10 protein-coding genes, 2 tRNA genes and 1 pseudogene are annotated in these 11,586 nt (G+C 66.5%); 5 read left to right on the top strand and 8 right to left on the bottom strand.

The window, feature by feature from the left end:
* A partial coding sequence (locus tag QOL99_RS10765; protein WP_285523747.1) for an MFS transporter occupies positions 1-589 on the bottom strand: 589 nt, incomplete at its 3' end.
* Positions 590-887: 298 nt separating this feature from the next.
* Here QOL99_RS10765 and QOL99_RS10760 point away from each other — a divergent pair.
* On the top strand, positions 888-2,069 hold the full coding sequence (locus QOL99_RS10760; protein ID WP_285523745.1) for a sugar ABC transporter substrate-binding protein: 1,182 nt from the start codon (positions 888-890) through the stop codon (positions 2,067-2,069).
* Between the two features lie 233 nt (positions 2,070-2,302).
* Complete coding sequence (locus QOL99_RS10755; protein ID WP_285523743.1) at positions 2,303-3,709, top strand: ABC transporter permease subunit; 1,407 nt, start codon at positions 2,303-2,305, stop codon at positions 3,707-3,709.
* Positions 3,710-4,719: 1,010 nt separating this feature from the next.
* Here QOL99_RS10755 and QOL99_RS17845 read toward each other — a convergent pair.
* Positions 4,720-4,827 (bottom strand): annotated as a pseudogene (locus tag QOL99_RS17845) (IS4 family transposase); the annotation flags it as partial.
* A gap of 49 nt (positions 4,828-4,876) precedes the next feature.
* Between QOL99_RS17845 and QOL99_RS10745 the strand changes: the two are divergent.
* Positions 4,877-5,203 (top strand): ABC transporter permease subunit, encoded by a 327-nt coding sequence (locus QOL99_RS10745; RefSeq protein ID WP_407650171.1) that lies wholly within the window; start codon positions 4,877-4,879, stop codon positions 5,201-5,203.
* 94 nt (positions 5,204-5,297) lie between these two features.
* Here the strand turns inward: QOL99_RS10745 and QOL99_RS10740 are convergent.
* Together QOL99_RS10740 and QOL99_RS10735 are read right to left on the bottom strand one after the other, a co-directional pair.
* A tRNA-Val gene (locus QOL99_RS10740) sits at positions 5,298-5,372 on the bottom strand.
* Between the two features lie 37 nt (positions 5,373-5,409).
* Positions 5,410-5,483: transfer RNA gene (locus QOL99_RS10735), tRNA-Cys, on the bottom strand.
* Between the two features lie 104 nt (positions 5,484-5,587).
* Here QOL99_RS10735 and QOL99_RS10730 point away from each other — a divergent pair.
* On the top strand, positions 5,588-6,457 hold the full coding sequence (locus tag QOL99_RS10730) for a glycerophosphodiester phosphodiesterase (protein ID WP_285523741.1): 870 nt from the start codon (positions 5,588-5,590) through the stop codon (positions 6,455-6,457).
* A gap of 9 nt (positions 6,458-6,466) precedes the next feature.
* Here the strand turns inward: QOL99_RS10730 and QOL99_RS10725 are convergent, their stop codons facing one another.
* The 4 genes from QOL99_RS10725 to infC form a co-directional block, all read right to left on the bottom strand.
* On the bottom strand, positions 6,467-7,186 hold the full coding sequence (locus QOL99_RS10725; RefSeq protein WP_285523739.1) for an esterase/lipase family protein: 720 nt from the start codon (positions 7,184-7,186) through the stop codon (positions 6,467-6,469).
* A gap of 275 nt (positions 7,187-7,461) precedes the next feature.
* Positions 7,462-9,411: a threonine--tRNA ligase gene (gene thrS / locus QOL99_RS10720; RefSeq protein ID WP_285523737.1), complete on the bottom strand. Its 1,950-nt coding sequence runs from the start codon at positions 9,409-9,411 to the stop codon at positions 7,462-7,464.
* 312 nt (positions 9,412-9,723) lie between these two features.
* Positions 9,724-9,969 carry a glutaredoxin family protein gene (locus tag QOL99_RS10715; RefSeq protein ID WP_285523735.1) on the bottom strand — a complete coding sequence of 82 codons (246 nt, stop codon included), beginning with the start codon at positions 9,967-9,969 and terminating at the stop codon, positions 9,724-9,726.
* Between the two features lie 159 nt (positions 9,970-10,128).
* Positions 10,129-10,758, bottom strand: a complete 630-nt coding sequence (gene infC, locus QOL99_RS10710) for a translation initiation factor IF-3 (protein ID WP_285523733.1) — start codon at positions 10,756-10,758, stop codon at positions 10,129-10,131.
* Positions 10,759-10,867: 109 nt separating this feature from the next.
* Between infC and QOL99_RS10705 the strand changes: the two genes are divergently transcribed.
* A partial coding sequence (locus QOL99_RS10705) for a glycogen debranching enzyme N-terminal domain-containing protein (RefSeq protein ID WP_285523731.1) occupies positions 10,868-11,586 on the top strand: 719 nt, incomplete at its 3' end.

Raw genomic sequence — 11,586 nt, 5'->3', positions numbered from 1 at the left:
GCCACGCGGCGAGCGCCGTGAGCAGCCCCAGCCCCGCGCTGAAGAAGATGGGCGCGGTCAGCCCGAAGCCCGAGAGCGCGGCCCCCAGCGCCGGGCCGAACACCACGCCCAGCCCGAAGGCCGCGCCGATCAGCCCCATCGCGGCGGCGCGATCTTTCTCGCTGCTGAGGTCGGCCATCATCGCCTGGGCGGTGGGCAGGGTGGCACTCGACAGGATGCCGCCCACCACGCGGGAGGCCACCAGCAGGCCAAACAGCACCCCCCCAGCCAGTACCCCCTGCGCCCCCAACACCGCCAGCACCCCGAACAGCCCGAAGCTCAGCGAGAAGCCGACCAATCCCAGAATCAGCACCGGTTTGCGCCCCACCCGCTCGCTGCGGCTGCCCCAGATCGGCGAGAAGACGAACTGCGCGAGGCTGTACGCCGTCGAGAACCACCCGATCTGCGTCACCGAGAGGCCAAGTTCCCGTCCCAGCGGCGCGATGATGGGAAACAGCACGCTCAGGCCCAGCATGGCGACAAAGATGGTCAGGAACAGGATCACCTTGGGCGAGAGGGGGCCGCGTGGGCGGGGAGAAGCGGCGGTCATGGGGTCAGTCTAGCACCCCACCTGACCGACCGGTCAGGACGTTCAAACCCCTGATCTTCCCCCGGGCGTCAGCTTCTTTGAAGTCGGTGCAATAAGATGCATTTTTCCTGACAGAAACGTGAAAGAACAGCCTTGAGTCTACCCTTGTCAAGTCTCGTCCTGTTGCCTATACTGGTCCCCAGTCACCGGAGTGAATTCCCCATATTGTCTCGGCTCTGCCCGACCTCCCAGGTGGCCCGATTGCACGTTCCATCACTGGAAGCGGTTCAGGAAAAGTCCGCTTCTCCAAGGAGTTGCCATGAAAAAAGCACTGACGGTCCTGTCCCTCGCCCTGCTGGGAAGCGCCAGCGCGGCCAACATCACGGTCTGGACCCACTTCGGTGAGGGTGAGCTGACCTGGCTCCGCTCTCAGGCGACCGCGTTCAAGAACAAGACCGGCCACAATGTTCAGCTGGTCAGCGTGCCCTTTGACCAGATTCCCGACAAGCTGATTCAGAGTGCGCCCAAGGGTCAGGGCCCGGACCTCGTGCTGACGCTGCCGCAAGACCGCCTCGGGCAGCTTGCAGCGGCGGGCGTGATCGACTCGATGGACCGCTACGTGACCAGCCGCAGCGACCTGGACAAGACCGCGCTCTCGGCCATGACCTACCGGGGCAAGCTGTTCGGCCTGCCGATGTTCGCCGAGTCCGTCGCTCTGGTCTACAACAAGAAGCTGGTGCCCAACGCTCCGACCACCTGGTCGCAGTTTCTCAGCGCGGCCCAGAAGAACACCGGCAGTGGCCGCTTCGGCTTCCTGACGGACCTCAGCAACGCCTACATGAACTACGGCGTGATCAGCGCCTACGGTGGCTACGTGTTCAAGAACACGGGCGGCACGGTCAACACCAAGGACGTGGGTCTCGCCAACGCGGGTGCCGACAGGGCGGGCGCGTTCCTGAACGACCTGCGCTACAAGTACAACCTCGTCCCTGAGGGCGTGGACGGCAGCGCCGCCAAGAGTGCCTTTGTGGACGGCCGCCTCGCCATGGTCCTGACGGGCCCGTGGGACATGGACGACTTCAAGAAGGCAGGCATCAACTTCGGCATTGTGCCCTTCCCCACCCCTCCCGGCGCGAGCAGCAAGTGGAGCCCCTTCGTGGGCGTGCAGGGCGCGATGCTCAACGCCTACAGCAAGAACAAGGCGGTCGCGGCGCAGTTCGCCCGCGAGATCGTCAAGAGCGACGCGCAGGTCTCCTTCAACAAGGCGGGCGGGCGCATTCCGGTGAGCCTGTCGGCACGCACCAAGCTCAAGAGTGACCCGGTGGTCGTGGGCTTCGGCCGGACCATCAGCCTGGGCACCCCGATGCCCAACGTCGTGGAGATGGGCGCAGTGTGGGCCCCCTGGAGCAACGCGGTCGCCCAGAGCGTGCAGCGCCCCAACCAGAACTACGCCCAGATCAACGACCGGGCCGTGCAGGAGATCAACAAGAACATCAAGTGATTTAAGTTCCGCACAGAGGAGAGGCCAGGCGCACCCGGCCTCTCCTCTGTGTTGCTCTGAGTGGGTGTTCTGAGCGCAGGTGTGGTTCTCAAGCAGGTCTTGTGCCGGGGACAGGCTGCTCCGCCGAAGCCTGCAGAGGAGTATGGTGAGAGCCAGTTTCACGTTCCCGGTGCCGTCCCGGCTGCCCCGGGTTCCTCTCCCGCCCCTCGTGTCCCAGGAGGTCCCTTACCCCTATGACCCTGACCGCGTCTTCTCCCCGACCGCGCACCACCGTTCCCCCGGACGGCATGCGCGGCATTTTGCTGGCGATTCTGATTCTGGCCGTGTTGCTGGGCGGCGCCGTGCTGATCGGCTGGCTGCTGTCCGGTGTGACGGCCCGCTTTGTGCCCGAAGCGCCTCCCTACCTGATTCTGGTGTACACCCTGGGGGCGCTGCTGCTGGGCATGCCGGTGGTGGCGCGGCTCTTTCCCTGGATGGTGAGCTGGTATTACCTCGTGCCGTCGCTGGTGTTCCTCGCAGCGTTCACGGTGCTGCCCATCGTACTCACGGTCAACTACGCCTTTACCAACTACAGCGGGCAGAACAGCGGCAACCCTGATACCGGTGTGCGGACCGAGGCGGCGCTCTCGCCGGACCGCCGCACGCTCACACTGGCCGAGATTCCGGACAGTGAGGCCCTGGCTGGGTTCCTGCGCTGCGTCAATCCCACCTGCGTGGGTGACACGGCAGTGCTGTACGACGAGGATGCCTCTACCCCCGTGCGGTCCCAGATCGCCTCGGTGGATGGTCGCAGCATTACCCTTGCCGCGCCCGTCGCCGAGACCTTCGTTCCCGTGAGCGTGACGCGCATCAACCGCTACGAGAACGTGGGTCTGGCCAACTTCCGCGAGATCTTCGCACGGGCCAGCAGTGCGCTGTGGCCGGTCTTCCTGTGGACGGTGACGTTCGCCTTTGCCACCGTGGTCATCAATGCCCTCGCCGGGCTGCTGCTGGGCATCTTGCTGTACAACAAGCGGCTCAAGGGACGCAACATCTACCGCACGCTGCTCTTCTTGCCCTGGGCGATTCCGGCGGTGATCAGCGTGCAGATGTGGAAGGCGCTGCTCAACCAGCAGTTCGGCATCGTGAACAAGACGCTGGGACTGCTGGGCATTGCGGCGATTCCCTGGCTGGGCGATCCTCTGTGGGCCAAGATCAGCGTGCTGCTGGTCAACCTGTGGCTGGGCTTTCCCTACATGATGACGGCCACCATCAGTGCGCTGGCAACCATCAACGACGACCTCTACGAGGCGGCCAGCATCGACGGGGCGAGCCGCTGGCAGCAGATTCAGAGCATCACGCTGCCGCTGCTGCGGACCTCCTTTACCCCGATTTTGCTGTCGGGCTTTGCCTTCAACTTCAACAACTTCGGCATCATCTACCTGCTCACCCAGGGCGGGCCGCCGCAGGAAGGCCGCGAGGCCACCGCGCAGAGCACCGACATCCTGCTGTCGTGGGGCTACAACACCGCGTTCGCAGCCAGCGGGGGGCAGAACTACGCCCTGGCCAGCGCCATCGCGCTGATCATCTTTTTCCTGACCCTCGCCATCAGCCTGGTGAATTTCAAGGCGGCAGGCGTGTTTGAGGAGGCCCGGCGATGACCACCGCTCCCCGTGACCAGAATCTGCCTCCCGGCGGCTACGTCCACCAGGAACCGAGTCTGCTGCGCCGCGCCCTGCCCTGGCTGGTGCTGGCCGCCCTGCTGGTGGGGTTTGGCGTGCTGGCGTACTTCCTCGTGCAGAGCATGCAGGACCGTCAGCGCAGCTTTTCCATCTACTTTGTGGAGCGGGGCTGGGTGCGCTTCCTGCTCTTCTTGCTGGCGGCGAGCGGCGTGCTGGCGCTGACCAGCCTGATCGGGCAGCGCGTCGGGCAGGCCCGCACCGGGCGCCGGATCAGCTACTTCGCGGTGCTGGGCGACCAGCTCACGCACCTCTTTCTGATTCTGGTCGTCCTGGTGGCGATCTATCCCCTCTTCTACGTGCTGCTGGCGGCCTTCGACCCTCGCAACAGCCTGTTCGCCTTCCCCGACTTCGAGAACCCGAGTGTTCTCTACCGCTCCGGTCTGCTGCCCAACCTGGACGTGCTGAACCTGGACAATTTCACCCGGCTGTTTAACGGCATCACCATCCCGGGCTGGCAACTGCTGCTGGCAGGGGTCGGCGGGGCGGCGCTGGCGGCGGTGCTGCTGCTCGCGCTGGTGGGTCGCCTGGGCCGCGAGAGCGAGCGCCTGGCCCGCGCCCGCACCTGGGCGATGTACGCGCTGGTCGGGGCGCTGGCGGTGCTGGTGGCCTTCATGACCCCGGCGCAGTTCACCGGCCCCGACAACGAGAGCCGCTTCGTGCTGTCGGTCCGCAACACCATGCTGGTGTCGGGGCTGACCGGGGTGCTGGCGATCTTGCTCTCGACCACCTCCGGGTACGCGATGGCGCGGCTGCGCTTTCCGGGGCGCTTCCAGATGCTGCTCTTTTACATCTTTATCCAGATGTTCCCAGTCTTCCTGGCACTGGTGGCCGTCTACGCCCTGATGGTGCTGCTGGGCCTGACCAACACCTTCACCGGCCTGATCCTGGCCTACTCGGGCGGGGCCATCGCTTTCAATACCTGGATTTTCAAGGGCTACGTCGANCAGGACGGTCAGGCGACGAGGATCAAGCGGGAAGTGCTCAGCAAGCAGGGCAGTGAGGCTAGACTGAGCGGGTCGGCTCCGGGTGTCTTTCATTGCAGAAAACACCGTACAGGAGCCGACTTCTCAAGCCTCCATCTGACTTTTGACCCCTAGAGAGGACGGCGCGACCCGCTGGCAGACCTTCCTGCGGGTGGTGCTGCCGCTCTCGGGCGGGATGCTGGCCTTTATCTTCCTGAACCAGTTCATCGGCACCTACGCCGAGTTCATCCTGGCGAACGTGCTGCTGACTGGCGTGGAGAAGTGGACCGTCGGCGTGATGCTGCTGAGCTTCACCCAGGGTCAGTTCTCGACCCAGTGGGGCATCTTTGCCGCCGCCGCAACCCTGGGGGCACTGCCCATCGTGGGCCTGTTCTACGGCTTCCAGCGCTACTTCGTGGGCGGAACCGTGGCCGGAGGCGTCAAGGAGTAGGCACCTGCACGTACAGGACGACCCCCGGACAGGTACCGGGGGTTTCGTCTTGTCCTCCCAAAAGGAAAAACCCCCGCCTGAGCGGGAGCCGTGTTGGTAGACTCGAGGAGATTTGAACTCCTGACCCCTACAGTGTCAATGTAGTGCTCTACCCCTGAGCTACGAGTCTGTACCGGGGAGCAGCGCGGAGGCTGCGGGGAAAATCTTGGAGGCGCTGACCGGACTCGAACCGGTGGTGGAGGTTTTGCAGACCTCTGCCTTACCACTTGGCTACAGCGCCTTGGGGCGGGGCTGGAGGGCACTTCTCTCCCAGCGGAAGGAATGTTAGCACGGCCCCCCGGAGCTGTAAAGCGCACGGCGGCGCAGGCTACAGTGGGAAGCACCATGTCCAGACTGTTGCCTGCCGGGTTGATCGCCGCGCTCCTCGTCGGCTGTGCCGCCAGCACTCCGCCCGCCAACCCCTATGTCCAGGGCCGCACCCTCAACATCGCGCACCAAGGCGGCGAACTCCTGCGCCCCAGCAACACGCTGCCCGCCTACCGACACGCCGCCGAACTGGGCGTGGACCTGCTGGAGATGGACATGCATGCCACCCGCGACGGCGTACTGGTGCTCTCGCACGACGCCACGCTCGACCGCCTGACCGACACGCGGGGCCCCATCGCGGACCTGACGCTGGCGCAGGTGCGGGCCGCCGACGCGGGCTACGCCTTCTCGCCAGACGGAGGCCAGACCTTTCCCTACCGGGGGCAGGGGGTGCAGGTCGCGCTGCTCTCGGAGGTGCTCACCGAATTTCCGAACCTGCCGGTGATCATCGAACTCAAGCAGGAATCGCCGAGTATCGCCGCGCCATTTTGCAAGGCGCTGCGGGACGCCGGGGCCACCGGGCGGGTGATCGCTGCGAGCTTCAGTGACCGGGCACTGAACGAGTTCCGCACCGCCTGCCCCGAGGTGGTGACCAGCATGACCGAGCGCGAATTGCGTCTGCCCGTGCTGCTGGGCAAGGTGGGCCTGGCCGGGCTGGCGCCGCTGCCGGGCCGGGTCGCGCAGGTGCCGGTGCGGGCGGGGAACATCACGGTGGTCACGCCCGGTTTCGTGCGGGCCATGCACGCGCGGGGGGTGGCCGTGCAGGTATGGACGACCAACGACCCCGCCGAGATGCGCCGCCTGATCCGCATGGGCGTGGACGGGATCATCACCGACCGGCCCGACCTGCTGAAGGCGGTGCTGGCCGAGGAAGCCCAGCGGCGGTAAACCGTGGCCTCAACGGTTCACGAAGTCGCGCACCCCGGCATAGACCGTGCTGCTCTGGTACAGCTGGCTGTGGGTCAGGCAGGCGGTCTGGGTGTTTGCCGCGCCGCTCAGGAGCACGCTCCGGTCGGGGTTGATGATCTCGTCGCAGGGCGACCACCAGGTACCGTAGCGGGAGACGCCGGGGGTCTCGTCGGTGCTGTTCAGGGCCGTCAGGAAGCTGGACCCCTGGCGCATCTCCACGCAGGAGGCGTCGAAACAGGCCAGGGCGAAATCGGTGCCGTGGTTGGGCCCGCCCAGCGAGACCCAGGCGTCCACCTTCGCGTCGCCGCCGAGGTTCTTGAGGTAGTAGCGCGAGGACAGCCCGCCCATCGAGTGGGTGATCACGTCGACGCGGGCCGCCCCGGTCTGTGCCAGAATCTCGTCTACCTTCTGCCGGATCAGGTCGGCCGTGATCGCGTTGGACTGCCGGGTGTCGTAGCTCCAGGCGAACAGCCCCGCGTCGGTCCAGCCGTCGCGCTTGAAGCTCCCGACCATCGTGGTCCAGACCGAGCCGCTGGAGTTGTAGCCGTGGACGAACAGGATGGGATCCCGCGTGGGCGCGGGGGCCGGAGCCTTGCGGGCCTGGGCCTGCAAGCCTGCCGCAGTGCTGGGCGGGGCTGTGCCCCCACATGCCGTGAGCAACGCCGCCGAACCGGCCATCAGGGCCGCCACCTTCCAGAATCGGATCATCCACCACTCCTTGCAGGACTGCGCTGAATTTTGAAGATGGTCCAGCGTAGCGGCCACGGGCACCGGATTCAAGGCGGCGGTATGGCAAGTGGCCGTCCCCACCCACCGGGGACGGCCAAGACTGGTTGAACTCAGGGAACTCATACGGATTCCGTCCAATTCCTTGACTTCCGGAACACCACCGGAAGTCCATCCATCTCCCGGAACCCGCCCTTTCTCCTTCTCGCCTCCGCTCGGATGGAATCACTTCGTAGGCGACTCCATCGGAGTCCGTATCAGTCCCGCGTGCGCACCCGTTCCCCCAACTCGGCCAGCAGCCCGGCGAAGTCCACGCCCTTGCGCTCCTTGTGGCCTTCCGGGGTCCGCTCGCGGACGCTGACCTCGCGCCGCGCCTCCTCCTGATCGCCCACGATCAGCATGACCGGAATCTTGGAGAGTTCGGCCGTGCGGACCTTGGCGTTCATGCGGTTGGCGGAGTCGTCCACCTCGGCGCGCATTCCGGCAGCCTTGAACTCGCTGGCGAGCGTCTCGGCGTAAGGAATGTGGCGGTCGGCGATGGGAATGACCACGACCTGCCGGGGTGCCAGCCACAGCGGGAAGTCGCCGCCGTAGTGCTCGATCAGGATGCCCACGAAGCGCTCCAGGCTGCCGAAGGGGGCGCGGTGGATCATCACCGGGCGGTGGTCCTGGCCGTCCTCGCCCACATACGAGATGTCGAAGCGTTCGGGCAGGTTGTAGTCCACCTGGATGGTCCCGAGCTGCCACTCGCGGCCCAGCACGTCCTTGACGATGAAGTCCAGCTTGGGGCCGTAAAAGGCGGCGTCGCCGGGTTCGACCGCATACGGCAGGCCGACTTCCTCCACCGCCTCCATAATTCCGCGCTCGGCGGTGTCCCAGTTCTCGGGCGAACCGACGTACTTGTCGGATTCGGGGTCGCGCACGCCCACCCGGAAGCGCACGTCCTCCATGCCGAAGGTCTTCAGGACGAAAACGGTCAGGTCGAGCACGTCCAGGAATTCCTTCTTGAGCTGGTCAGGCCGGGCGAAGATGTGTCCGTCGTCCTGGGTAAAGCCGCGCACGCGGGTCAGGCCATTGAGTTCGCCGCTCATCTCGTAGCGGTACACCGTGCCGAACTCGGCCAGCCGCACCGGGAGGTCGCGGTAGCTGCGCGGCTTGCTGGCGTAGATTCGCACGTGGAAGGGGCAGTTCATCGGCTTGAGCATGTACTGCTCGTCGTCCACGTCGATGGGATTGAACTGGCTCTCGGCGTAGTAGGGGTAGTGCCCGGACGTGCGGAACAGGTCGAGGTTGCCGATGTTCGGCGTCACCACGCCCTGATACCCGCGCTGGAATTGCTGCTCTTTCAGGAAGCGGCTGAGTTCCTCGCGCAGCACCGTGCCGTTCGGGAGCCACAGCGGCAGGCCCTTGCCGACCATCGGATCGATGGTGAAGAGTTCCAGCTCGCGGCCCAGCTTGCGGTGGTCACGCCGCCTGGCCTCCTCCAGCCGTTCAAGGTACCCGTCGAGCTCCTTCCCCGTGGCGAAGGCGACCCCGTAAATCCGCTGCAGGATCGGGTTCTTCTCGTTGCCGCGCCAGTACGCGCCGCTGGTCGACATCAGCTTGAAGGCGGCCGGAAGCTTGCCCGTGTTCGGGAAGTGCGGCCCCCGGCAGAGGTCCACGTAGTCGCCCTGCTGGTAGAGCGTGATCGCCTCATCGTCGGGCAGTTCGCGAATCAGTTCGGCCTTGTAGGGGTCGTGGGGGAACTGCGCGAGCGCCTCGTCCTTGCTGACCTCGCGGCGGGAAAAGTCCAGACCGCGCCCGATAATCTCGCGCATGATCCGCTCGATCTCGGGCAGGTCTTCTTCCCGCAGCGGCTCGGGCAGATCGAAGTCCTGATACCAGCCGTTCTCGATGCTGGGGCCGACGCCGCGCTTGATGTCCTGCGGGCCGTAGCCCTTGGCGCGGTAGAACTCGCCCACCGCCTGGCTCATCACGTGGCCCAGCGAGTGCCGGAAGAGGGGCGCGGCCTCGGCGGGGTTCTTCTTGGTGATCAGGGTGATGCTCGCCCCGTCGGGCAGCGGGGACATCAGGTCTACCAGGTCACCGTTGGCGGTTGCGGCCAGCGCGTCACCTGCGAGGCGGGGGCCGATGGCGCGGGCGGCGTCGAGGGCCGTGGCGCCCTGGGGCAGATCGAGTTGTTTTCCGTCGGGGAGGGTGACGTGCATGGAAACTCCTTCAGAAAGGCCTGGCAAAAGGCAAGAAAAGACCCGGTCTGGCCGCGTGATCCAGCAAAACGCCTGAGAGCCGCTGAGGGGCTTTCAGGCGCAGGAAGTTCGCGTGACCTGACCGGGCATCGGCTGTCGCCGGGACGCTCCCGCCCTCATCACCAGACCGGAGTGATGGGCAAGGAGGCTCATGGGAAGCAGGATAGCGGGCGAGGCGGGGCGGGGGCAACCGCATGCGGCTGGGGAACGAAGCAGGGGAGGTGGCCATGCCGTGGCCATGCCGACCCCTCTCCCTGTCACCCAGGGCCGGCGTTACAGCCCGGCTTCGGCCAGAAAGGCGTCGAGCTTCTGCGGGCGGAAGCCGCTGAGGCTGTGGGCCACGTCGCCGCTTACCAGGGTGGGCACGCTGCGCTTACCGCCGTTCACGCTCATCACGTACTCGGCCGCCGCCTCGTCCTGCTCGATGTTGATCTCCTCGAAAGCAATGCCCTTCTGGGTCAGGGCGCGTTTGGCGACCACGCAGTCGGGGCACCAGCTCGTCGTGTACATCTTGATCATGGGCCGCAGCCTAGCCGCTCGGGCGCGGGCAGAAGGTGGACCGGGCTTCAACCAGTCAGGGCAGGCTGCACCGCCTACTCTCTGCCCCCACCCACCACACCGCCCACAACAGGCCAGCGGCCCACCCCGGGAGGCAGGCCGCTGGAAGGCTGGAAAAGGTTACGCGCTCGGGGCCGGGCTGACCGGAGCTTCCCCGGCAGGAGCCGGAGCCTCGGCGGTTTGCCCCTCGTCGGCGCGGGCCTCGCCGGACTCGGTGGCCCTGGGCTTGGGAGCCGCCTTGGGAGCCATGATCATGTTCATGTCCATGCCCATCATGGAGGGCATGCCCTCGGGGGCGCCGATGTCGGCCAGGGTGTCGGCGACCCGGTGCAAGATGCGCTCGCCGAGTTCGGGATGGGTCCGCTCGCGGCCACGGAACATGATGGTGACCTTGACCTTGTGGCCCTCTTCGAGGAAGCGGCGGACGTGTCCGGTCTTGGTCTTGAAGTCGTGGTCGTCGATCTTGACACGGAACTTGATCGCCTTGACCTCCTGACCACGGGCACGCTTGCGGTTTTCCCTCTCGTTTTGCTGCTGCTCGTAGCGGAAGCGGCCATAATCGAGGAGGCGGCAAACGGGCGGCACAGCCTGCGGGCTGACCATCACGAGGTCGAGGCCCTTCTCACGCGCCATCGTCATCGCGTCGCGCGTGTCAATGATCCCGATCTGCTCGCCCTCCGCGCCGATCAAGCGAATCTGCCGGACGCGAATCTGCTCGTTGACCTTGTGTTCTTTCGCTATTTTCATCACCTCCGCACGCCTCCTGCACGCTGGCTGGAAGGCGGCTGTCGTCCACCGGAGTTCTGGCGGGACAAGGCAGTTTACCACGCGCCCCCCCGCGCCCGGCATGCTGAGGCCCATGTCCTCCTCACCCGCTGCCCTCCGGTCTTATGGTCCCCTTCAGGCCCGCGACCCCGACCTCGAAGTGCTGCTCAGCGACGGGCTGGGCGGTTTCGCGCTGAGCAGCCTCGCCGGGGTGCCTACCCGCTGCTACTCGGGGCTGGCGGTCAGCCACCAGCCCCCGGTGGGCCGCTGGCAGCACCTCGTCTCGCCGCTGGAGCGGGTGAGCACGGGCCAGGGCGAGGTCAGCCTGCACGCGCTGGAACTGGCCCCGAACGTCTTCGAGGGCGGCGGCCTGACGTGGCTGACCGGGGTGACCCTGCGCGACCTGCTGCCCGAGCGCGAGCAGCTCGTCGGCGGCGTGCGGGTGCGGCGGCGAACCTTCATGCCCCGGCACTCGGGCGCGGTGGTCTTTCTCTACGAGGTGGAGGCGCGGGAGGCCGTCACGCTGACCCTGGGGGGCTTCTTCGCGGACCGGGATATGCACCACACGCACGAGCGGGCGCCGGAGCTGGCCTTCGGGGTGGAGGGGACGCGTTGTGTGGTGCGCGGCACGCGGGAGACGTGGGTGAGGCTGCACGCCCCCGACGCTGCCGTGGAGGAGCTGTCCCCGCAGCCCTTCCCCCAGCGCGTCTCCCTCCGGCACGACGAGGCGCGGGGCGAGCCGGACCACGAGCAGGGCGTGGGCGCGGCGCTGTGGCGGGTGACGCTGCCGCCGGGCGGAGGCCGGGCCGCGCT

It is taken from the genome of Deinococcus rhizophilus (assembly GCF_030271215.1).
Taxonomy (GTDB): Bacteria; Deinococcota; Deinococci; order Deinococcales; family Deinococcaceae; genus Deinococcus; species Deinococcus rhizophilus.
The sequence above is the reverse complement of the archived record's forward strand: the minus strand, read 5'-3'. Positions and strand labels throughout refer to the sequence as shown.

What these genes read in the sequence shown, in the direction of transcription:
- QOL99_RS10760 (WP_285523745.1), top strand. Translation starts at nt 888, where the DNA reads ATGAAAAAAGCACTGACGGTCCTGTCCCTCGCCCTGCTGGGAAGCGCC.
- QOL99_RS10755 (WP_285523743.1), top strand. Translation starts at nt 2,303, where the DNA reads ATGACCCTGACCGCGTCTTCTCCCCGACCGCGCACCACCGTTCCCCCG.
- QOL99_RS10730 (WP_285523741.1), top strand. Translation starts at nt 5,588, where the DNA reads ATGTCCAGACTGTTGCCTGCCGGGTTGATCGCCGCGCTCCTCGTCGGC.
- QOL99_RS10725 (WP_285523739.1), bottom strand. Translation starts at nt 7,186, where the DNA reads ATGATCCGATTCTGGAAGGTGGCGGCCCTGATGGCCGGTTCGGCGGCG.
- thrS (WP_285523737.1), bottom strand. Translation starts at nt 9,411, where the DNA reads ATGCACGTCACCCTCCCCGACGGAAAACAACTCGATCTGCCCCAGGGC.
- QOL99_RS10715 (WP_285523735.1), bottom strand. Translation starts at nt 9,969, where the DNA reads ATGATCAAGATGTACACGACGAGCTGGTGCCCCGACTGCGTGGTCGCC.